The organism is Streptomyces sp. NPDC044571, assembly GCF_040647115.1.
GTDB lineage: Bacteria > Actinomycetota > Actinomycetes > Streptomycetales > Streptomycetaceae > Streptomyces.
In genome coordinates this window covers 99,968-120,966 of sequence record NZ_JBEZBN010000010.1, presented here as the reverse complement: position 1 = coordinate 120,966, position 20,999 = coordinate 99,968, and the positions used below count along the sequence as shown (strand labels likewise).

The 20,999-nt window shown below is 71.9% G+C and carries 15 protein-coding genes and 1 riboswitch; of the genes, 9 read left to right on the top strand and 6 right to left on the bottom strand.

What is annotated here, in order from left to right:
• The first annotated feature begins 45 nt into the window (after positions 1 to 45).
• The 3 genes from AB0B01_RS08070 to AB0B01_RS08060 all read left to right on the top strand — a co-directional run bounded on the left by AB0B01_RS08070 (position 46) and on the right by AB0B01_RS08060 (position 4,386).
• Positions 46 to 2,166, top strand: coding sequence for a DNA topoisomerase IV subunit B (locus AB0B01_RS08070; RefSeq protein ID WP_361714086.1), 2,121 nt, complete (start codon positions 46 to 48; stop codon positions 2,164 to 2,166).
• A 148-nt stretch (positions 2,167 to 2,314) separates the two neighbouring features.
• Positions 2,315 to 2,797, top strand: coding sequence for a DUF485 domain-containing protein (locus tag AB0B01_RS08065; RefSeq protein WP_361714083.1), 483 nt, complete (start codon positions 2,315 to 2,317; stop codon positions 2,795 to 2,797).
• A complete protein-coding gene (locus AB0B01_RS08060; RefSeq protein WP_361714080.1) occupies positions 2,794 to 4,386 on the top strand; it encodes a cation acetate symporter in 1,593 nt (530 codons plus the stop codon). Before AB0B01_RS08065 ends, AB0B01_RS08060 begins: the two co-directional genes overlap by 4 nt.
• A gap of 32 nt (positions 4,387 to 4,418) precedes the next feature.
• Here AB0B01_RS08060 and AB0B01_RS08055 read toward each other — a convergent pair whose 3' ends face one another.
• The 3 genes from AB0B01_RS08055 to AB0B01_RS08045 all read right to left on the bottom strand — a co-directional run bounded on the left by AB0B01_RS08055 (position 4,419) and on the right by AB0B01_RS08045 (position 8,322).
• Positions 4,419 to 5,117, bottom strand: coding sequence for a response regulator (locus tag AB0B01_RS08055; protein WP_361714077.1), 699 nt, complete (start codon positions 5,115 to 5,117; stop codon positions 4,419 to 4,421).
• Positions 5,114 to 6,739, bottom strand: a complete 1,626-nt coding sequence (locus AB0B01_RS08050) for a sensor histidine kinase (protein ID WP_361714074.1) — start codon at positions 6,737 to 6,739, stop codon at positions 5,114 to 5,116. The genes AB0B01_RS08055 and AB0B01_RS08050 overlap by 4 nt, the downstream gene beginning before the upstream one ends.
• Positions 6,740 to 7,062: 323 nt before the next feature.
• The gene (locus AB0B01_RS08045; RefSeq protein WP_361714071.1) at positions 7,063 to 8,322 is read right to left on the bottom strand and encodes a citrate synthase; all 1,260 of its coding nucleotides are present in this window, start codon (positions 8,320 to 8,322) and stop codon (positions 7,063 to 7,065) included.
• Between the two features lie 55 nt (positions 8,323 to 8,377).
• Between AB0B01_RS08045 and AB0B01_RS08040 the strand changes: the two genes are divergently transcribed.
• Positions 8,378 to 9,544 (top strand): citrate synthase/methylcitrate synthase, encoded by a 1,167-nt coding sequence (locus tag AB0B01_RS08040; protein ID WP_361714068.1) that lies wholly within the window; start codon positions 8,378 to 8,380, stop codon positions 9,542 to 9,544.
• 14 nt (positions 9,545 to 9,558) lie between these two features.
• Positions 9,559 to 10,710, top strand: a complete 1,152-nt coding sequence (locus AB0B01_RS08035) for a GTP-binding protein (RefSeq protein ID WP_361714065.1) — start codon at positions 9,559 to 9,561, stop codon at positions 10,708 to 10,710.
• On the opposite strand, the gene AB0B01_RS08030 is transcribed toward AB0B01_RS08035, so the two are convergent.
• On the bottom strand, positions 10,707 to 12,779 hold the full coding sequence (locus tag AB0B01_RS08030) for a restriction endonuclease (RefSeq protein WP_361714132.1): 2,073 nt from the start codon (positions 12,777 to 12,779) through the stop codon (positions 10,707 to 10,709). The genes AB0B01_RS08035 and AB0B01_RS08030 overlap by 4 nt on opposite strands.
• A 123-nt stretch (positions 12,780 to 12,902) precedes the next feature.
• Positions 12,903 to 15,356 carry a DNA topoisomerase IV subunit A gene (locus tag AB0B01_RS08025; RefSeq protein WP_361714062.1) on the bottom strand — a complete coding sequence of 818 codons (2,454 nt, stop codon included), beginning with the start codon at positions 15,354 to 15,356 and terminating at the stop codon, positions 12,903 to 12,905.
• A 220-nt stretch (positions 15,357 to 15,576) separates the two neighbouring features.
• Here AB0B01_RS08025 and AB0B01_RS08020 point away from each other — a divergent pair, with 220 nt between their 5' ends.
• From AB0B01_RS08020 to AB0B01_RS08005, 4 genes are all read left to right on the top strand, one after another.
• Positions 15,577 to 16,980, top strand: coding sequence for a pitrilysin family protein (locus AB0B01_RS08020; protein ID WP_361714060.1), 1,404 nt, complete (start codon positions 15,577 to 15,579; stop codon positions 16,978 to 16,980).
• Positions 16,981 to 17,000: 20 nt separating this feature from the next.
• On the top strand, positions 17,001 to 18,368 hold the full coding sequence (locus tag AB0B01_RS08015) for a pitrilysin family protein (RefSeq protein WP_361714129.1): 1,368 nt from the start codon (positions 17,001 to 17,003) through the stop codon (positions 18,366 to 18,368).
• Positions 18,369 to 18,552: 184 nt separating this feature from the next.
• A riboswitch (cyclic di-AMP (ydaO/yuaA leader) is annotated at positions 18,553 to 18,711 on the top strand.
• 13 nt (positions 18,712 to 18,724) lie between these two features.
• A complete protein-coding gene (locus tag AB0B01_RS08010) occupies positions 18,725 to 19,519 on the top strand; it encodes a M23 family metallopeptidase (RefSeq protein WP_361714057.1) in 795 nt (264 codons plus the stop codon).
• A gap of 214 nt (positions 19,520 to 19,733) precedes the next feature.
• Positions 19,734 to 20,399, top strand: coding sequence for a GntR family transcriptional regulator (locus tag AB0B01_RS08005; protein WP_361714054.1), 666 nt, complete (start codon positions 19,734 to 19,736; stop codon positions 20,397 to 20,399).
• Positions 20,400 to 20,680: 281 nt separating this feature from the next.
• Here the strand turns inward: AB0B01_RS08005 and AB0B01_RS08000 are convergent, their stop codons facing one another.
• Entirely contained in the window at positions 20,681 to 20,962 is a 282-nt protein-coding gene (locus tag AB0B01_RS08000; RefSeq protein WP_048477591.1) for an HPr family phosphocarrier protein, read from the bottom strand.
• Positions 20,963 to 20,999: the final 37 nt, after the last annotated feature.

Sequence of the window (20,999 nt, the reverse complement as noted above, 5' to 3'; positions counted from 1 at the left end):
CGCCCAACCGGGCCAGAAAAAGAAATTCAGCGAGGAGCGAACTGCGTGACCGCCGACACGTCCGTGCCTTCCAGCGCGCTGCTGTCCGGAGCAGACCGGGACGGCTCCAACTACACCGCGCGGCACCTCCTCGTCCTCGAAGGCCTTGAGGCCGTCCGCAAGCGCCCCGGCATGTATATCGGCTCCACCGACAGCCGGGGCCTCATGCACTGCCTCTGGGAGATCATCGACAACGCCGTCGACGAGGCCCTGGGCGGGTACTGCGACCACATCGAGGTGATCCTCCACGAGGACGCCTCCGTCGAGGTCCGGGACAACGGCCGCGGCATCCCCGTGGACGTCGAGCCCAAGACCGGGCTGTCCGGCGTCGAGGTCGTGATGACCAAGCTGCACGCCGGCGGCAAGTTCGGCGGCGGCTCCTACGCGGCCTCCGGCGGCCTGCACGGCGTCGGCGCCTCCGTGGTCAACGCGCTCTCCGCCCGTCTCGACGTCGAGGTCGACCGGGGCAGCTCCACGCACGCGATCAGCTTCCGCCGCGGCGTCCCCGGGATGTTCACCGAGCAGGGCCCCGACAGCCCGTTCGACCCGTCCAACGGCCTCCACAAGATCAAGCGGATCCCCAAGGGCCGGACCGGCACCCGCATCCGCTACTGGGCGGACCGGCAGATCTTCCTCAAGGACGCCCGGCTCTCCCTGGAGACGCTCTACCAGCGCGCCCGCCAGACCGCCTTCCTCGTCCCGGGCCTGACGATCGTCGTCCGCGACGAGCGCGGCATCGACGGCGCCGGCAAGACCGAGGAGATCTTCCGCTTCGACGGGGGCATCAGCGAGTTCTGCGACTACCTGGCCCAGGACAAGGCCGTCTGCGACGTGCTGCGGCTGACCGGCCAGGGAACGTTCAAGGAGACCGTGCCCGTGCTCGACGAGCGCGGCCACATGACCCCCACCGAGGTCACCCGCGAGCTCGGCGTGGACATCGCCCTGCGCTGGGGTACCGGGTACGAGACCCAGGTCAAGTCCTTCGTCAACATCATCGCCACGCCCAAGGGCGGCACCCACATCACCGGCTTCGAGCGCTCGGTCACCAAGACCGTGAACGAGGTGCTGCGCTCCGCGAAGCTCCTGCGCGTCGCCGAGGACGACGTGGTCAAGGACGACGCGATGGAGGGCCTGACGGCGGTCGTCACCGTCCGGCTGGCCGAGCCGCAGTTCGAGGGTCAGACCAAGGAGGTGCTCGGCACCTCGGCCGCGACGCGCATCGTCGCCGCGGTGGTCGCCAAGGAGCTCAAGGCCTTCCTGACCTCCACCAAGCGCGACGACAAGCAGCAGGCCCGCGCCGTCCTGGAGAAGGTCGTCGCGGCCGCCCGGACCCGGATCGCAGCCCGCCAGCACAAGGAGGCGCAGCGTCGCAAGACCGCGCTGGAGTCCTCCTCCCTGCCCGCGAAGCTGGCGGACTGCCGCAGCGACGACGTGGAGCGCAGCGAGCTCTTCATCGTCGAGGGCGACTCGGCCCTCGGTACGGCCAAACTGGCCAGGAATTCGGAATTCCAGGCGCTCCTGCCGATCCGCGGCAAGATTTTGAACGTCCAGAAGTCGTCGGTCTCGGACATGCTCAAGAACGCCGAGTGCGGGGCGATCATCCAGGTCATAGGAGCCGGCTCGGGCCGGACCTTCGACATCGACGCCGCGCGCTACGGGAAGATCGTCCTGCTCGTCGACGCCGATGTCGACGGCGCGCACATCCGCTGCCTGCTCCTGACGCTCTTCCAGCGGTACATGCGGCCGATGGTGGAGGCGGGCCGTGTCTTCGCCGCCGTTCCGCCGCTGCACCGCATCGAGCTCGTGCAGCCCAAGAAGGGCCAGGACAAGTACGTCTACACGTACTCGGACAACGAACTGCGCCAGACCCTGCTGGAGTTCCAGCGCAAGAACATCCGGTACAAGGACTCGATCCAGCGGTACAAGGGCCTCGGTGAGATGGACGCCGACCAGCTGGCGGAGACCACCATGGACCCGCGCCACCGCACGCTGCGCCGGATCAACATCGGCGACCTGGACTCGGCCGAGCAGGTCTTCGACCTGCTGATGGGCAACGAGGTGGCGCCCCGCAAGGAGTTCATCACCGGCTCCGCGGCGACCCTGGACCGCTCGCGCATCGACGCCTGAGCGGAGGCGTCCCGGCCCACGGCACACCGGTGGTCTTCGCTCCATCACCTGAAGGAGTGAAGACCACCGGTACACAAGTCCGGAAACCGTCCATACCGCACATCCTTGTGGGCACGCAGCCAATGCGGCAGCGGACAAGGAGAGTTCGGTGGACAAGCACGAAGGTGACGCCGGAACGATCCGGCTGGACGATCCCTGGTACGACGCGCTCGCCGTCGGCTGGGGCGAAGGCGAGGACGCCCCTGTGCCGCGCCCGGCCACCGGCGGGCGGGCCGCCCCAGGGACATCCGAAATTTATCTGGAAGTGCAGCGCAGCGCCGCCTTCCAAGAGGTCCGCAGCCGCTACCGGAGGTTCGTCCTCCCCGCGACCGCCTGTTTCTTCCTCTGGTACGTCGCCTACGTGATCGCCGCCACCGCGGCGCCCGGGCTCATGGCCCGGCCCGTCGCCGGGGCGGTCAACGTGGCACTGCTCGCCGGCCTCGGCCAGTTCCTCAGCACCTTCCTGCTGACCTGGGCGTACGCCCGGCACGCGCGGCTGCGCCGGGACCGGGCGGCGCTGGACCTGCGCTGGACGGTCTTCGAGCAGGAGCGCGGCCAGGAGCGCAACAAGGGCCAGGAGGCGGGCCGGTGACCACCGAACACCAGATGCTGGCGCTGTTCCTGTTCAGCGTCTTCATCGCGGTCACCCTGGGCATCACCACCTGGGTGAGCCGCAACCGGCACGGCTCCGCCGAGGAGTTCTACGCCGGCGGCAGGCTCTTCTCGCCGCTGGAGAACGGGTTCGCCATCGCCGGGGACTACATGTCGGCCGCGTCCTTCCTCGGCATCTCCGGGCTGATCGCCCTGTTCGGCTACGACGGGCTGCTGTACTCGGTGGGCTTCCTCGTCGCCTGGCTGGTCGTGCTGTTCCTCGTCGCCGAACTGGTCCGCAACTGCGGGCGCTTCACCCTCGCCGACGTGATCGCGGCCCGGATGAGCGAGCGGCCCGTCCGGATCGCCGCCGGGATCTCCTCGGTCACGGTCTCGGTGCTCTACCTCGTGGCGCAGATGGTCGGTGCGGGGAGCCTGGTGGGGCTGCTGCTCGGCGATTCGGGCACCGCGGCCCGCACCCTGACCGTGGTCGGGGTCGGGGCGCTGATGGTGGTCTACGTGTCCTTCGGCGGGATGCGGGCCACCACCTGGATCCAGATCGTGAAAGCGGCGCTGCTGATGGGCGGGGCCGTCGCCCTCACCGTGCTGGTGCTGCTGCGCTTCCACGGCAACTTCGACCAGCTGCTCAGGAGCGCCGCCGAGCGCAGCGGCCACGGCCTGCGGTTCCTGAGCCCGGGGCTCAAGTACGGCGCGGACTGGACCGCCCGCTTCGACTTCATCAGCCTCGGCCTCGCACTGGTCCTGGGGACCGCCGGGCTGCCGCACATCCTGTCGCGCTTCTACACGGTGCCGACCGCCCGGGCGGCCCGCCGGTCGGTGGTGTGGGCGATCGGCCTGATCGGCGGCTTCTACCTCATGACCATCGTGCTCGGCTTCGGGGCGGCCGCGCTCGTGGGCCCCGACGCGGTGCGGGCGTCCAACGCCTCGGGGAACACGGCCGTGCCCCTGCTCGCCGCCTTCCTCGGGGGCGGCGCCGAATCCACCGGGGGCGCGGTGCTGTTCGCCCTCGTGGCCGCGATCGCCTTCGCCACGATCCTTGCCGTGGTCGCCGGGATCACCCTCGCGTCGTCCGCCTCCGTCGCGCATGACCTGTACGCCTCGCTGAAGCGCCGCCACGCCAGGCAGCGCAGCGAGGTCGCGGTGGCCAGGGTCGCGGCCGTCGGGGTCGGCGCGGTGGCGATCGCCCTCGGGCTGCTCGCCCAGGACCTGAATGTGGCGTTCCTGGTGGGGCTCGCCTTCGCCGTGGCGGCCTCGGCCAATCTGCCCGTGCTGCTCTACTCGCTGTTCTGGAGCGGCTTCACCACGCGGGGAGCCGTCTGGTCGGTGTACGGGGGGCTCGTGCCGGCCGTGGTGCTGGTGGTCCTGTCGCCGGTGGTGTCCGGCAGTGCCGAGTCCCTCTTCCCCGGTGTGGACTTCCAGTTCTTCCCCCTGCAGAATCCGGGGCTGATCTCGATCCCGCTGGGCTTCCTGGCGGGCTGGATGGGGACGGTCACCTCGGTGGAGGAGCCGGACGCCGCGAAGCACGCCGAAACGGAGGTCCGTTCGCTGACCGGCGCGGGAGCCGTGTGAGCCGCATGCCGTCGGCCGTCAGCCGCCTTCCGTCAGCCGCCTTCCGTCGGGCGCCAGGAGTAGCGGTGCTCGGGGCGGCCCGTCTCGCCGTAGCGCAGGGCCAGGGTGATCCGGTCGGCGCGTTCCAGGAGCTTCAGGTAGCGCTGGGCGGTCTGGCGGCTGATGCCGGCACGGTCGGCGATCTGCTGGGTGGACAGCGGCCCTTCCGCGGAGCGCAGGACCCGGCGGACCAGGTCCGCGGTGGTGGGGGAGTGGCCCTTGGGGAGCTCGTTCGGGGTGCCGGCGGCGGCGAGCGCACCGAAGATCCGGTCCACTTCGGCCTGTTCGGCCTCGCCGCCGGTCTCAAGGGTGCGGCGCAGGCCGGCGTACGCCTCCAGCCGGGCGCGCAGACCGGCGAACGTGAACGGCTTGACGAGGTACCGGAGGGCGCCGAGGCGCATGGCGGCCTGGACGGTGGCCAGGTCACGGGCGGCGGTGACCATGATCACATCGGTGTGGTGGCCGAGCTGGCGCAACCGGCGGACCAGGTCGAGGCCGTTCTCGTCGGGGAGGTAGTGGTCGAGCAGGACGAGGTCCACGGGGTGGGCGGCGAGGAAGTCCAGTGCCTCCGCCGCGGAATGGGCCCGGGCCGCGACGCGGAATCCGGGAACCTTCGCCACGTACGCCGCGTTGATCCGGGCAACACGCACGTCGTCGTCGACGACCAATACGTGCATCGGGGTCTCGTTCATCGCAGGGCCTCCGGGAGTACGACGGAGAACTCCGCCCCTCCGTCCGCTGCCTCGCCGGCCCGGACCGTGCCGCCCTGCCGCTCCGCGAGGCGGCGTACGAGCGCGAGCCCTAGCCCGCGCTCCCGGTGGCCGCGGGGCTGTTTGGTCGACCAGCCCTCGGTGAAGATCTCCTCGCGCCGGGCGGCCGGCACACCCGGGCCGCTGTCCCGGACCCGGAGGATCGCCGTACGGCCCTCGGAGCGCAGCTCGACCTCGACGAGGGGCGTGGCCGAGCCCACGGCCGCGTCCAGGGCGTTGTCCACCAGGTTGCCGGTGATGGTGACGACACCGCCGGGATCGACCAGGCGGTCGGGCAGGAGCGTGGCGTCGGCGAGGCGAAGCGGCACCCCGCGCTCGGCCGCCACGGTCGCCTTGCCTACCAGAAGGGCGGCCAGCAGGGGGTCGTGCACCCTCTCGGTGACCTGCTCGGCCGTGGTGCGGTGGACGCCGACGACCTCGGTCACGAAGGCCACGGCTTCCTCGTGCAAGCCGAGCTCCAGCAGCCCGAGGAGGGTGTGGAGGCGGTTGGCGTGCTCGTGGTCCTGGGCGCGCAGGGCGTCGATGAGGCCCCGGGTGGAGTCGAGCTCGCGGCTGAGGTGCTCCAGCTCCGTGCGGTCGCGCAGGGTGGCGACGGTCCCGCCGTCGTCGGTGGGCATCCGGTTGGCGATCAGCACCCGCGGGCCCTGGACGGTCAGCAGGTCGCGGCCGGTGACCCGGCCGGTGAGGACGTCGGTGGTGCGGCCCGCGCCGAGGACCTCGTCCAGCGGGCGGCCGGCAAGGGTGCCGGCGGTGTCGGCGCCCTCGGGGACGAGGCCGAGCAGCCGGGCGGCCTCGTCGTTCAGGAGGCGGATCCGGCCGTCGCGGTCGAGGGCGATCACGCCCTCGCGGATCGAGTGGAGCATGGCCTCGCGTTCGGCGAGCAGTTCGGCGATGTCCGAGAAGGCGAGGTCGCGGGTCTGTCGCTGGATCCTGCGGGAGAGCAGGTAGGCGGCGAGCGCGCCGGCCGCCAGGGCGCCACCCGCGTAGGCGAACAGGCCCGGGATGGCGCCGAGCAGCCGGTCGTGGACGCTGTCGTAGGCGATGCCCACGGAGACCGCCCCGATGATCTCGCCGTCGGCCGCGAGGAGGGGGACCTTGCCGCGGGCGGAGCGGCCCAGGGTGCCTTCGTCGATCTCCATGACCTCGCGGCCCGCGAGGGCCTGGCCGGGGTCGGTGGAGACGGGCCGGCCTATCCGGTCGGGACTGGGGTGGGAGCGGCGGATGCCGTCGAGGTCGACCACGACCACGTACTCGGCGCCGGTGGCGCGGCGGATCCGCTCGGCGGAGGCCTGTACGGGGCTGTCCGGCGTCGGCCCCGAGGCGAGGAGGCCGGTCGCTAGGGACGGGTCCGAGGCCGCGCTCTGGGCGATGGCCAGGGCGCGGCGCATGGCCTGGTCGTCGAGCTGCGCGCCCAGCGGTGCCAGGAACAGGCCGGTGGCCAGCACGACGACCCCGGCGGCGATGGCCAGCTGGGTCAGCAGGATCTGTGAGACGGCCCGTCTGGGCAGCCCGAGGCGCCGTGAGCGCGGGGGGAGGAACCGCATGGGCAGCAACGGTAGGCGGGCACGGCCCCAAGCGGAATGCCAAGCCGCTCCCCGCGGAGCCGATCCGGGGCTACGGCGGCACCGCCGGCGCCCGCGTCCGCCGGGGCTCCCCCTTGGCCGCCGAGGAGCCGGCCGACCCCCGGCCGGGCCTGGTGGGCCGCGGCTCGCAGGGCCGTGGCCGGGCCCGTGCGGGAGCGGCCTCACGGCGGTCTGGTGACCGGAGGGTGCGGGGCCCGGGCCGGGGAGGGCTTGGCATGCGGAAGCCGAGTTCGGCCTCCGGGGCCGCGGTGCGCGGGGCCTGCTTGCCGGGCCGGGGCGGCAGGTCAGGGGAGGGGCTGAGGCGGGCGGGGGCCGGTGTAGTGGCCGGTGGGGCGCATGCGGAGGGGACGCTCCTGGTACTCCTCCAGGGCGTGCGCGATCCAGCCCGCCGTGCGGGCCACCGCGAACACCGTCTCGCCCGCCTCGGCCGGCATCCCGAAGGCCGTGGTGACCACCGCCAGCGCCAGGTCCACATTGGCGTGCAGCCCGCGCCCGTCGCGGGCCGCCACCGCTGCCACCTCCCGGGCGGCGGCGAGCGCCGGCCCCGCCTGGGACAGTCCTTCGAGCCGGGCGAACAGGGCGGTGGCCCTCGGGTCCTCCCGCTGGTAGAGCCGGTGGCCGAAGCCGGGGAGTCGCCGCCCCGCCCGCAGGTACTCCGCCACCACAGGCGCGGCCCCGCCGCGTTCGAGGACCTCCGCCAGCATCCGGTGGGCGAGCCGGCCCGCAGCTCCGTGCAGGGGGCCTTCCAGTGCACCGAGGCCGGCCGACACCGCCGCGTACGGATGGGCGCGCGCCGAGGCGGCCACCCGTACGGCCAGGGTGGAAGCGGCCAGGTCGTGGTCGACCAGCAGCGCCAGCGCCAGGTCCAGTACGGCCAGGGTGTCCGGGTCCGGGTCCTGCGCCGTCAGCCGGGACCACAGCTGCCGGGCCAGCCTGCCGTCACCGCGCCACTGCGCCGGGGCGGCCTCGGGCAGGGCCCCGACCAGCGTGGGGATCAGGCCGCGCGCGGAACCCAGTACGGCCTGCTCGGACAGGTCGAAACGCAGCGGATCGACGACCGCTGCCGCGGCCACCGCCACCCGGAGCCGGTCGATCGGACCGCTGTGGTCCGGGAGTGCGGCCACCGCGCGCCGGGCGGCGGCCAGCAGCTCCGGGGGTGCCGTGAACCGGGCTCCGCGGTGCACGGTCCCGGTCCAGAGCCACTCGGCGACCTCCTCGTAGCGGAAGGCGGTGGCCAGCTCCACCGCGTCCACCCCGCGGAAGTAGTACCGGTCGGACTCGATGGCGGTGAGCGCGGTGCGGACGGAGAGCTCACCGGCGGGAGCGGCCGCCTCACGCCGGCTGCGCCGGGCCAGCGCCTCCACCTCGTGGGCGTCGAAGGTGCTGCCCCTTCCGACCGCGTCGCGGCGGCTCGTCAGCTGACCGCGGCTGACGTACGCGTAGACGGTGGCGGGCTTCACCCCGAGCTGCTCCGCCGCTTCCCGGGTGGTGAGCCGCCGCCCGCCCGCTGCCTGATCGTCCGCCCGGGGCGGGTGCTCGTTCATGAACACCACCCTATACACGTTGATTCAATCAACATTGACAAGTATCGAGTCAAGCATGGATGGTCAATCCATGAACACCATCGTCGATGTACCCCGCGGCCTCGCCGGAGTCGTGGTCACCGAGACCGAGCTCGGCGACGTCCGCGGCCGCGAAGGCTTCTACCACTACCGTCAGTACTCGGCCGTCGAGCTCGCCGCAGGGCGCACCTTCGAGGACGTGTGGCACCTGATGTTCCGGGGCGCCCTGCCCTGTGACGCCGCCGAGCAGGCGGCCTTCGCCGCCGAGATCACCCCGCTGCGCCGGCTGCCGGCAGAGGTCCGCGACGCCCTGCCCGCCCTGGCCAGGGCCACGGCGCTCTCCGGCCCCCTCGCCGGGCTGCGGACCGCGCTCTCGCTGCTCGGCGCCTCCGCCGGCTTCCGCCCCGTGTACGACATCGATCCCGCGCGCCGCGCCGCGGACGCGCTGGCCGCCTGTGCCGCCGTCCCGACCCTGCTCACCGCGCTCCACCGGCTGGGACAGGGCCTGGAGCCGGTCGAGCCGCGCGCCGACCTCCCGTACGCCGCCAACTACCTCTACATGCTCACCGGGCAGGAGCCCGACCCGGTCAAGGCGCGGGCCGTGGAGCAGTACCTGATCTCCACCGTCGACCACGGCTTCAACGCCTCCACCTTCACCGCCCGCGTGATCGCCTCCACGGGCGCCGACGTGGCGGCCTGCCTCACCGGGGCGATCGGAGCGCTGTCCGGGCCCCTGCACGGAGGCGCCCCCAGCCGGGCCCTGGACACGCTGGACGCGATCGGCACGACCGACCGCATCGCGCCGTGGATCCGCGAGCGCGTCCTGGCCGGCGACCGGATCATGGGCTTCGGACACCCCGTGTACCGCACCGAGGACCCCCGCTCCCGGATGCTGCGCGAGATCGCCCTCCGGTTCGGCGGCCCGCTGGTGGACTTCGCCGTCGAGGTGGAGCGGCAGGTCGAGGACATCCTCGCCGAGCTCAAGCCCGGGCGGGAGCTCCACACGAACGTGGAGTTCTACGCAGGCGTGGTCATGGAGCTGTGCGGGCTGCCACGAGAGATGTTCACCCCCACCTTCTGTGCGGCCCGCGTGGTCGGCTGGAGCGCGAACATCCTCGAACAGGCCGCCGATTCGAAAATCATCCGTCCGGCCGCCCGTTACACCGGCCCGACCCCGCCGCAGCCCGTCCCGTCCCTCGGCTGACTACGATCGGCGGGGTGAACAGCAGGCAGCCCGTCCCGAGCGTCCCGTCCGCCCAGCCCATTCCCGTCGTCGTCCTTGCCGGTTTCCTGGGATCCGGCAAAACGACCCTGCTCAACCACCTCCTCGGCAACCGCGGAGGCACCCGGATCGGTGTCGTCGTCAATGACTTCGGGTCGATCGAGGTCGATGCGATGTCGGTGGCCGGACAGGTCGGCGACTCGATGGTCTCGCTGGGCGGCGGCTGCCTGTGCTGCGCGGTCGACGGCAGCGAGCTCGACGCCTACCTGGAGAAGCTCTCCGCGCCCGTCCACCGCATCGATGTCATCATCATCGAGGCCAGCGGCCTGGCCGAGCCCCAGGAACTGATCCGGATGCTGGTCGCCAGCGAGAACCCCGCGATCCGGTACGGCGGGCTGGTGGAGGTCGTGGACGCGGCGGAGTTCGACGCCACCCGGGCGAAACACCCCGAGACGGACCGCCACCTCGCCGTGGCCGACCTGGTGGTCCTGAACAAGACCGACCGGGTGGATGCGGCCGAGCGGTCCCGTATCGAGGCCGAACTGGCCGCTCTGTGTCCCGGTGTGCCCCTCGTCACCGCCGATCACGGCAGGATCGACCCGGAACTGCTCTTCGACCGGCGCCCGTGGACCGAGACCAGGGGCCAGCTGTCCTTCGAGGACCTCCTGTCCCAAGCCGCGGAGGAGGAGGACCACACGGGCCACGTCCACACGGCGTACGAGAGCACGGAGTTCCACTCGGAGCAGGCCCTGAGCCCGCGCCGGTTCATCGACTTCCTGGACAGCCGCCCGGCCGGGCTGTACCGGGTCAAGGGCTTCGTCTACTTCGGCGTACCCGGCCACGAGGAGCGCTACGAGGTCCACGCCGTCGGCCGCTTCCTCCGCTTCGCCCCCGGCCCCTGGGCCGGAGGCGAATCCCGCCGGAGCCGACTGGTCCTGATCGGCTCCGGCACCGACGGCCCCGCGCTCCTGCGCGAGCTGGAGGCCTGCCGCGAACCGGCGCCGCAGCACGCCCCGCCCGAGAGCATGTGGGGCATCCTGCGCTACGTCGCCCGGCCGCCGGAGCCGGAGGACGGCGCCGAGGACCGCGCCGAGGCGGTCGCCGACCCCGAGGACCTCATGGGCGTCGGGGATCCGGCGGAGTTCTAGGCGACCTCGACGCCGTACTCGCGCAGGAGGTCCTCCAGCCCGCCGCGGTAACCCTTGCCGCCGATCACGAAATCCCAGTCTCCGTTGGAGCGGCGCCGGAATGAGCCGAGGACCAGAGCGGTTTCGCCGGCGCGGCCGTCGGAGACGTCCAGGCGGCCGAGTTCCTCACCCGAGGCCGACAGGAGGCGGATGCCGGCGTCGGTGAAGCCCGCCAGGTCGGCGTGCGGATCGGCCTCCGGGTCGATGGCGGCGACGAGGACGAGCCGGTCGGCGGGCTGCGGCAGGGCGTCGAAGGCGACCTCCAGTGCTGCCTTGTCGGGCGCGGTGTGCGGGCGGGTCCGGACCGAACCGTCGGGTGACCGCGGGTTGTTGTAGAAGACGAAGTGGTCCTCGCTCAGCACCCGCCCGCCCTCGCAGACGAGCGCGCACACGTCCAGCGCCACCGCCCCCGACCAGGACATGCCCAGCACGTTGTGCTCCGCCGAAGCCGAAGCCGAAGCCGAAGAGGCCGCGGGGGTCCTGCGGGCCGCCTCCGTGCCGCCGCCCAGCCGGCCGCGCAGTCCGTACCGGTGCAGCAGTTCCACGAGGTCGGCCCCGGGAACCAACTCCAGCGGCTTGCCGTTGGCAAAGGTGTACGACCCCGGTCCGAAGGACGCCGTGGTGACCAGCACGCCCTTGTTGGCCCCCTTGTCCTGGACCGTGCCGTACAGATCGCGCACGGCCGTCGGCGGCACCGTGTTCCGGTAGCGCTTGACCTGCACCACGATCCGCCCGCCACGGATCGGAGCGGGGTCCAGCGCTTCCACGTCCACCCCGCCGTCACCCGACCGCTGCGTGGTCACCGCCTCCATGCCCATCGCCCGGAAGAGCTCCGCCACCAGGTTCTCGAAGGCGATCGGGTCCATCTCGAAGAGGTCGGGCTCGTCCTCATCGCCGCCGGTGTGCCCGCCATGGCTGACGACGCCGCCGACCTCGCCCGGCCGGCGCCCGGGACGTACGGCGGTCAGTTGGTCCGGCCGCGCCGACAGCTGCCCGCGCAAACCCTCCACCAGGCAGTCCACCGCGCTGACCTGTTCCAGCCGCAGCCCCTGGAAGGCCGACCGGGTCACCGACACCGCGGCGAGCACGAGCTGCGCCTCCAGGCCCGTCACCGGATCGTGGGCGTCCACGAAGCCGTTGACCACGACCGAGTCGAGCACGCCGAACTCGTCCGCCGCGTACAGCTCGCGCACCACCAGCAGTACGCACTGCGCCAGCAGGTCCCGGTAGAGCGCCCGCCGCTGCGTGACCGGGCGGGCCGTCTCCTTGTCCTGGTCGATGCTCGGCATGTATCGCACCGACTTGGCCTCCGGCACCACCTCGTAGCGCGGCAGCTCCCAGTCGAGCACCAGCTGCCGCGCCGCCTGGTCGTACGCGGCCGACACCTGCCTCGGCAGCTGCTCGGGCCAGGCCGCGGAGGCGTACAGGGCGGCCGAGAAGTACTCCACCGCGGCCTCGGCATCACCCGCGCGCAGCCGATCGGCCAGCTCGTTCAACCCGCGGTTGTGCGCACGAATCCCGGCGAGCTGCTCGGCCGCCCACCGGTCGTACTGCTGCCGCTGTTCGGCGAGCTGCTGTTGGCGCCGGGTCTCGGCCGCGTGTGCCTTCTGCCGGGCCCGCGTGTACTGGGCGTGTGCCTCACGCTCCGCCTGGGCCCGCCGGTACGAACCCAGCGCCATGCCACTGCTCTGCTGCTGGAACTGCTCGATGCGGGGTATCGCCACCGGATGTGCCAGGGATCCGGGACGGAACGGTTCGAGCTCCTCGCTCCGTACCAGGGAGGCCATCCGGAACGCCACCGCCCGGCAGCCCGTGGCCAACATGTTCTGCAGCGCCGCGACCTCGGCTTCGATGCCTTCCGTACGACGCCGTGCCTCGTTCTCGCGATGCTGGCGGTAGGCGGCCTGCTGCTCGCGCTCGCCCCGGGCCACGTCGCGGTCCCATGCCCGTCGGCGGCGCTCCGCCTCGCGCTGCTGGATCAACTGCGTCCGCTGCTGCCGGCGCTGAGCCTCGGCCCAGTCCCCGATCATCCCGCTCGACTGACGGCTCACCAGTTTTCCCCCGCCCCCACCACAAGCACCAACGGGGAAAACACTAGTCGGCATTCGGGTGGTACGTCCCTCGGACGCACCACCCGAACGCCGCCGTACGTCCTACAGCGCGCCCCCCGCCAGAGCGGCGACGGATGCGGGCAGCGCGGCCCCCGAGCCGTCGCGGCGCGGGTCCACGGCCGGCAGTTCGGCCGGGCTTCCGTTCGCCGATGCCGCGCGGACCGGCGCGTTGCCCGTCCAGGCCAGCACCAGCAGCTCCTCGCCCTTCAGGAAACGCTGGCAGCGCACGCCGCCGGTGGCCCGGCCCTTGCGCGGGTACTGGTCGAACGGGGTGAGCTTGCCGGAGAGCATCGAATCGTCCAGCGTCCCGTGCGAGCCCGCCACCGTGAACACCAGTGCGTCCCGGGCCGGGTCCACCGCCGAGAAGTGGATCACCTTGGCGTTCTCGGAGAGCTTGATGCCCGCCATACCACCGGCCGGGCGGCCCTGCGGGCGCACCTGGGCCGCCGGGTAGCGCAGCAGCTGGGCGTCGTCCGTGATGAAGACGAGGTCCTCCTCACCGGTGCGGAGCTCGACCGCGCCGACGATCCGGTCGCCCTCCTTGAGGGTGATGACCTCCAGCTCGTCCTTGTTCGCCGGGTAGTCCGGCACGACCCGCTTGACCACCCCCTGCTCGGTGCCCAGCGCCAGGCCCTGGGAGGACTCGTCGAGCGAGGTCAGGCAGACCACCTTCTCGTCCGCCTCCAGCCCGGAGAGGAACTCCGAGACGGGGGCCCCTCCCGCCAGGTTCGGCGCGCTGTGGGTGTCCGGCAGCTGCGGCAGGTCGATCACGGGCAGCCGCAGCAGCCGCCCGTACGAGGTGACCACACCGACATCGGCCCGGGCGGTCGCCGCCACCTGCGAGACGATCAGGTCGTGCTTGGCGCGGGGCCCGTCCTCCTCGGGCAGCGGTTCAGCCGTCACCGTGCGCGCCAGCAGGCCCGTCGAGGACAGCAGCACCCGGCACGGGTCGTCCGCGACCTCCAGCGGCACCGCCCCGACCGTCGTGCCCGCCGACTCCAGCAGGACCGTACGCCGCTCGGTGCCGAACTTCTTGGCGACCGCCGCCAGTTCCGTGGAGACCAGCTTGCGCAGCTCCGTGTCGGACTCCAGGATCCCGGTCAGCTCGTCGATCTCGCCGGTCAGCCGGTCGCGCTCGGACTCCAGCTCGATCCGGTCGAAGCGGGTGAGCCGGCGCAGCGGGGTGTCCAGGATGTACTGGGTCTGGATCTCGCTGAGCGAGAAGTGCTCGATGAGCCGCTCCTTCGCCTGCGCCGAGTTGTCGCTGTCGCGGATGATCCGGATGACCTCGTCGATGTCGAGCAGGGCCACCAGCAGCCCCTCGACCAGGTGCAGCCGGTCGCGCCGCTTGCCGCGCCGGAACTCGCTGCGCCGGCGCACGACCTCGAAGCGGTGGTCGAGGTAGACCTCCAGCAGCTCCTTGAGGCCGAGCGTCAGCGGCTGGCCGTCGACCAGCGCCACGTTGTTGATGCCGAAGGACTCCTCCATCGGCGTCAGCTTGTAGAGCTGCTCCAGCACGGCCTCCGGGTGGAAGCCGTTCTTGATCTCGATGACCAGGCGCAGGCCGTGCGAGCGGTCGGTCAGGTCCTTGACGTCGGCGATGCCCTGGAGCTTCTTCGAGCCGACCAGGTCCTTGATCTTCGCGATGACCTTCTCGGGACCGACCGTGAAGGGCAGTTCCGTGACGACGAGGCCCTTGCGGCGCGCGGTCACGTTCTCCACGGTGACCGTCGCGCGGATCTTGAAGGTGCCGCGGCCGTTCTCGTAGGCGTCCTTGATCCCCGAGAGGCCCACGATCCGACCGCCGGTGGGCAGGTCGGGGCCCGGCACGAAGCGCATCAGCGCTTCCAGGTCCGCGTGCGGATAACGGATCAGGTGCCGGGCGGCCGCGATCACCTCGCCCAGATTGTGCGGGGGCATGTTGGTGGCCATGCCGACCGCGATCCCGGACGCGCCGTTGACCAGCAGGTTCGGGTAGGCCGCGGGCAGCGCGACGGGTTCCCGCTCCTGGCCGTCGTAGTTGGCGGCGAAGTCGACGGTGTCCTCGTCGATCGACTCCGTCATCAGTGACGTGGCGTCCGCCATCTTGCACTCGGTGTAGCGCATGGCGGCCGGCGGGTCGTCGTTGCCGAGCGAGCCGAAGTTGCCGTGCCCGTCGACCAGCGGGAGCCGCATGGAGAAGGGCTGGGCCATGCGCACGAGGGCGTCGTAGATCGACGCGTCGCCGTGCGGGTGGAGCTTGCCCATCACCTCGCCGACGACGCGGGCGCACTTCACGTACCCGCGGTCGGGGCGCAGGCCCATCTCGTTCATCTGGTACACGATGCGGCGGTGTACCGGCTTCATGCCGTCCCGGGCGTCGGGCAGGGCCCGGGAGTAGATCACCGAGTACGCGTACTCAAGGAAGGAGCCCTGCATTTCGTCGACGACGTCGATGTCGAGGATCCTCTCCTCGAACTCCTCCGGCGGCGGGGTCTTCGTGCTGCGGCGGGCCATCGCTGCGCGGCTCCTTAACCAAGAATGACGGTGTACGGGTGTGTGACAGGGGTTGACGCGGACCATTGTGGCCCGAGGCACGGACAACGCCCACTCCGACCCCGGGGCTCACCCGGGCGGAGTCCGGGGGAGTGACCCCGGGAACTTCTCCGGCCGCCGACGCGCTTGCATACAGTGGCAGGTCTGACGGAAATCTCTGCATCGCGATCGAAGGGACCACATGCCCATGGGTCACACGGCCACCGCCCAGGCCGGCTCCGGCGGCCTGACAGCGACCGAGCACCGGCTGGCCAACGGCCTGCGCGTGGTGCTCTCCGAGGATCACCTGACCCCGGTCGCCGCAGTCTGCCTCTGGTACGACGTCGGCTCGCGCCACGAAGTCAAGGGGCGGACCGGTCTGGCTCACCTCTTCGAGCACCTGATGTTCCAGGGCTCGGCGAGCGTACCGGGCAACGGGCACTTCGAGCTGATCCAGGGGGCCGGCGGTTCCCTGAACGGCACGACCAGCTTCGAGCGCACCAACTACTTCGAGACCATGCCGGCCCACCAGCTGGAGCTCGCGCTCTGGCTGGAGGCGGACCGCATGGGCTCGCTGCTGGCCGCCCTGGACGACGAGTCCATGGAGAACCAGCGCGACGTGGTCAAGAACGAGCGCCGGCAGCGGTACGACAACGTCCCGTACGGCACGGCCTTCGAGAAGCTGACGGCCCTCGCCTACCCCGAGGGCCACCCGTACCACCACACGCCGATCGGCTCCATGGCCGACCTGGACGCGGCGTCCCTGGAGGACGCCCGCACCTTCTTCCGTACGTACTACGCGCCCAACAACGCGGTGCTGTCGGTGGTCGGCGACATCGATCCCGAGCAGACGCTCGCCTGGATCGAGAAGTACTTCGGCACCATCCCCGGCCACGACGGCAAGCAGCCGCCGCGCGACGGCACGCTGCCGGAGATCATGGGCCGTGAGCTGCGGGAGGAGATCACCGAGGAGGTCCCGGCCCGCGCGCTGATGGCCGCCTACCGGCTCCCGCACGACGGCACCCGTGCGTGCGACGCAGCGGACGTCGCGCTGACCATCCTCGGCGGCGGGGAGTCCTCCCGGCTGCACAACCGCCTGGTACGCCGTGACCAGAGCGCCGTCGCGGCGGGGTTCGGCATGCTGCGGCTCGCCGGCGCCCCCTCGCTGGGCTGGCTGGACGTGAAGACCTCCAGCGGGGTCGAGGTGCCCGCCATCGAGGCGGCCGTCGACGAGGAGCTCGCGCGGTTCGCCGCTGAGGGTCCGACGGCCGAGGAGATGGAGCGCGCCCAGGCGCAGCTGGAGCGGGAGTGGCTGGACCGGCTGAGCACGGTGGCCGGCCGCGCCGACGAACTGTGCCGCTTCGCGGTGCTGTTCGGCGACCCGCAGCTCGCCCTGACCGCCGTCCAACGCGTCCTCGACATCACCCCCGAGGAGGTGCAGGCCGTGGCCGCGGCCCGACTGCGCCCCGACAACCGCGCGGTGCTGGTGTACGAGCCGCTCGCGGCCGACGAGGCCGACGAGGCCGACGAGGCCGACGAGGCCTACGAGGCCGGCGGCTCCGCGGCGACCGAGACCGAGAACGAGAACGAGGGGGCGGAGCAGTGAGCGACACCGCAGCCGTCACGATGACCTTCCACCCGCAGCCGCAGGCCGGGCAGCCCAAGCCGTGGGCCTTCCCCGCCCCCGAGCGCGGTGCGCTGCCGAGCGGCCTGACGGTGCTGCGCTGCCACCGGCCCGGCCAGAAGGTGATCGCGGTCGAGGTCAACCTCGCCGCCCCGCTGGACGCCGAGCCGCAGGGCCTGGACGGGGTGGCGACCATCATGGCCCGCGCGCTGTCCGAGGGCACCGACAAGCACTCCGCCGAGGAGTTCGCGGCCGAGCTGGAGCGCTGCGGCGCCACGCTCGACGCACATGCCGACCACCCCGGCCTGCGCCTCTCGCTGGAGGTCCCGGCCTCCCGGCTGGCGAAGGCGCTCGGTCTGCTCGCCGATGCCCTGCGCGCGCCGGCTTTCGCCGACAGCGAGGTCGACCGGCTGGTGCGCAACCGGCTCGACGAGATCCCGCACGAGCTGGCCAACCCGCAGCGCCGCGCCGCCAAGGAGCTGTCCCGGCAGCTCTTCCCGGCCTCCCTGCGGATGTCGAGGCCCCGCCAGGGCACCGAGGAGACGGTCGCCCGGATCGACTCCGCGGCCGTACGCGCCTTCTACGAGGCCCACGTACGCCCCGCCACCGCCACCGCGGTGGTCGTCGGCGACCTGACCGGAATCGACCTGGACGCCGTCCTCGCCGACACGCTGGGCGCCTGGACCGGCAACACCGCGGCCCCGCACCCGGTGCCCCCGGTGACCGCCGACGACACCGGCCGCGTGATCATCGTGGACCGGCCCGGCGCGGTCCAGACGCAGCTGCTCATCGGCCGGATCGGGCCGGACCGTCACGACCGGGTCTGGGCGGCGCAGGTGCTCGGCACGTACTGCCTGGGCGGCACCCTCACCTCCCGCCTGGACAAGGTGCTGCGCGAGGAGAAGGGCTACACCTACGGCGTGCGCGCCTTCGGCCAGGTGCTGCGCTCCACCGCCGACGGCAAGGGCGCCTCGATGCTCGCCATCAGCGGCTCGGTGGACACGCCCAACACCGGCCCGGCGCTGGACGACCTCTGGAAGGTGCTGCGCACCCTCGCCGAGGGCGGCCTCACCGACGCCGAACGGGACGTGGCCGTACAGAACTTGGTGGGGGTGGCCCCGCTGAAGTTCGAGACGGCGGCGGCCGTCGCGGGCACCCTGGCCGACCAGGTCGAGCAGGAGCTTCCGGACGACTACCAGGCGCAGTTGTACGCCCAGCTGGCCGAAACCGGCACGGTGGAGGCGACTTCGGCGGTCCTGGCGGCCTTCCCGGTGGACCGCCTGGTCACGGTGCTGGTCGGTGATGCGGCGCAGATCGAGGAGCCGGTGCGCGCCCTCGGGATCGGCGAGGTGACCGTCGTCGGCAACTGACCGACACTTCCGGGGCTCCGGCGGGCTTGTCCGCCGGAGCCCTTTTTGTCTGTTTGGCGGAGAGCGGGCTCGTATGGGCTGTGGCGTACGCAACAAAAGAGCGCGTCTGTTTGGCGATTGACTGATGATCCGCCTAGCGTCGGGCGTGCTGTCCGTCAGTTGTACGCGCCGCACCCGCGGCACCGGGCAGCGATCGCCGAGTCCCCGTCAGGCGCGAGCCTGGGGAGCCGGGGACCCACATGCGTCCCTGGGGTGAATCGGACCGCCTCGCCAGAGGGGGCCCGTAGGAGACCTTCCTGCTCCGAACCCGTCAGCTAACCCGGTAGGCGAGAAGGAAGGAAAGGATCAGCCCCTTCATGGCGTTTGGCAGTCGTGCCGCCGGTAAGCACCGTGGTTCCAGCCGTCTGAGCCGCAAGACCGCCGGTTACGCCGGCATCGCCGCCCTCGCCACCACCGGTGTCGTGGGCTCCCTGGCCGGACCGGCGTTCGCCGCCTCGGACAAGACCCCCTCGATGGAGGACACCGGCCTGAACGCCGTGGTCACCGCCGAGGACCTCGCGGGCGAGATCGAGGCCCAGGCCGAGGCGCAGCAGAACGCGGCCGATGCCGCCGCCGCCAAGGCGAAGGCCGAGGCCGACGCCAAGGCCCGGGCCGCCGAGGCCAAGCAGAAGGCCGAGGAGAAGGCCAAGGCGGAGCGCGAGGCCGCGGAGCGTGCGGCCCGCGAGGAGGAGCGCAAGCGCCTCAACACCTTCGTCTCCCCGCTCGACGAGTCGTACATCAGCACCCAGTACCACGCGGGTGGCGGCATGTGGTCCTCCGGCAGCCACACCGGCATCGACTTCCACGCGGCCTCCGGCACCTCGGTGCACGCGGTGGGCTTCGGCACCGTGGTCGAGGCCGGCTGGGGCGGCGCCTACGGCAACAACGTCGTCATCAAGCACAACGACGGCACGTACACCCAGTACGGCCACATGTCCTCGCTGAGCGTCTCCGTCGGCGAGCAGGTCACCCCGGGCCAGCAGATCGGCCTGTCGGGCTCCACCGGCAACTCCAGCGGTCCGCACCTGCACTTCGAGGCCCGTACCGGCGCCAAGTACGGCTCGGACATCGACCCGGTCGCCTACCTGCGCCAGCACGGCGTCGACGTCTGACGGACGGGCCGGGCCTGCAACGCCCGCCTGCCGCGCACCACATCCTTTCGCAGACCCCGGCTCACGAGCCGGGGTCTTGGCGTTGTGGCCATAAATATCCGGGGAATTTCTGCCCGTGCTCGGAAAATATCGCGTGTTGCAATAGAGTCGCAGTGCGGCCCACAAGGCCGCGCCAAAATGGCGTCGGCAGTCGGAAATAGGCGGAGGTCCGGTCTTGCGTATTCCTGCGCACGCGGTATGCACAGCGATCCGCGACGACATCGTCTCCGGGGTGTTCGAGCCGGGCGGCAGACTGACCGAGGAGGTCCTCGCCCGCCGCTACGGGGTCTCCCGCGTCCCGGTCCGCGAAGCGCTGCGCACCCTGGAGTCGGAGGGCTTCGTCACCACCCGGCGGCACGCCGGCGCGTGCGTCGCCGAGCCGACCGAGCAGGAGGCCGCCGACCTGCTGGAGGTGCGGATGCTGCTGGAGCCGCTCGCGGCCGCCCGGGCGGCCCGCCGGCGCACGGAGGCCCATCTCAAGGTGCTGCGCGGCCTGGTGCGGCTGGGTCAGGAGCGGGCCAGGCGGGGCCAGGGGGAGGACCTGCGGGCCCTGGGAGGCTGGTTCCACGAGACGCTGGCCCAGGCCTCGGGCAGCCCCGGGCTGATCGCGCTGCTCACCCAGATGCGGCACAAGATCGCCTGGATGTACGCCGTCCAGGCCCCGGCGCGGCCGGTGGAGTCCTGGGCGGAGCACGGGGCGATCGTCGACGCGGTCGCGCGCGGAGACGCGGAACGGGCCCGCGCGCTGACGGCGGTCCACGCCGACCGGGCGGCGGGGGCGCACCGGCTGCGGGTGAGGACTTCGCAACCTGTCGTAAACATGGCGAGCGGTCCTCATTAACAAAGCCCGTATAAAAAGGACGGATATCCGGGCGAGGGTTATGCGGGCGACGGATATTCGGGTGACGCATATCCGTGGACGCGTGTGAGCGGGTCGGATTATGAGCGGGACGGAAATGCGCGCGTCCGTACGTCTTTTCGCCGCGGAACGGCCGGCGCGGCGCCCCTGCGCACCACCCGGGCAAGCGGAATTCCCGAGGGCGGAACACGACGAAGCCGCGGCCACCGCACACCGGTGGCCGCGGCTTCGCCGCACGCGGACGCGAACCCGAAGGGCCGGGGTCAGACGGTCTCCGGGAGCTCCTCAAGGCCCTCGGCGACCAGCTTGGCGAGGCGGTCCAGCGCCGCCTCGGCACCCTCGGCGTCGGACGCGAGGACGATCTCCTCGCCGCCCTGGGCACCCAGGCCCAGCACCGCGAGCATGGACGCGGCGTTGACGGGGTTCCCGTCGGCCTTCGCGATGGTCACCGGGACCCCGGAGGCGGTCGTCGCGCGGACGAAGATCGAGGCGGGACGAGCGTGCAGGCCCTCGGCCCAGCCGACGTTGACGCGGCGCTCTGCCATGGTGATGCCCTTCAGGTTCTGGCGGTTGTCTAGACCA

Bases quoted from the DNA above. Each gene is read 5' to 3' on its own strand.
- AB0B01_RS08030 (WP_361714132.1), bottom strand. From the start codon at position 12,779: ATGATCGGGGACTGGGCCGAGGCTCAGCGCCGGCAGCAGCGGACGCAG.
- AB0B01_RS08015 (WP_361714129.1), top strand. From the start codon at position 17,001: ATGACCTTCCACCCGCAGCCGCAGGCCGGGCAGCCCAAGCCGTGGGCC.
- AB0B01_RS08020 (WP_361714060.1), top strand. From the start codon at position 15,577: ATGCCCATGGGTCACACGGCCACCGCCCAGGCCGGCTCCGGCGGCCTG.
- AB0B01_RS08055 (WP_361714077.1), bottom strand. From the start codon at position 5,117: ATGAACGAGACCCCGATGCACGTATTGGTCGTCGACGACGACGTGCGT.
- AB0B01_RS08025 (WP_361714062.1), bottom strand. From the start codon at position 15,356: ATGGCCCGCCGCAGCACGAAGACCCCGCCGCCGGAGGAGTTCGAGGAG.
- AB0B01_RS08010 (WP_361714057.1), top strand. From the start codon at position 18,725: ATGGCGTTTGGCAGTCGTGCCGCCGGTAAGCACCGTGGTTCCAGCCGT.
- AB0B01_RS08040 (WP_361714068.1), top strand. From the start codon at position 8,378: ATGGATGGTCAATCCATGAACACCATCGTCGATGTACCCCGCGGCCTC.
- AB0B01_RS08050 (WP_361714074.1), bottom strand. From the start codon at position 6,739: ATGCGGTTCCTCCCCCCGCGCTCACGGCGCCTCGGGCTGCCCAGACGG.
- AB0B01_RS08045 (WP_361714071.1), bottom strand. From the start codon at position 8,322: ATGAACGAGCACCCGCCCCGGGCGGACGATCAGGCAGCGGGCGGGCGG.
- AB0B01_RS08000 (WP_048477591.1), bottom strand. From the start codon at position 20,962: ATGGCAGAGCGCCGCGTCAACGTCGGCTGGGCCGAGGGCCTGCACGCT.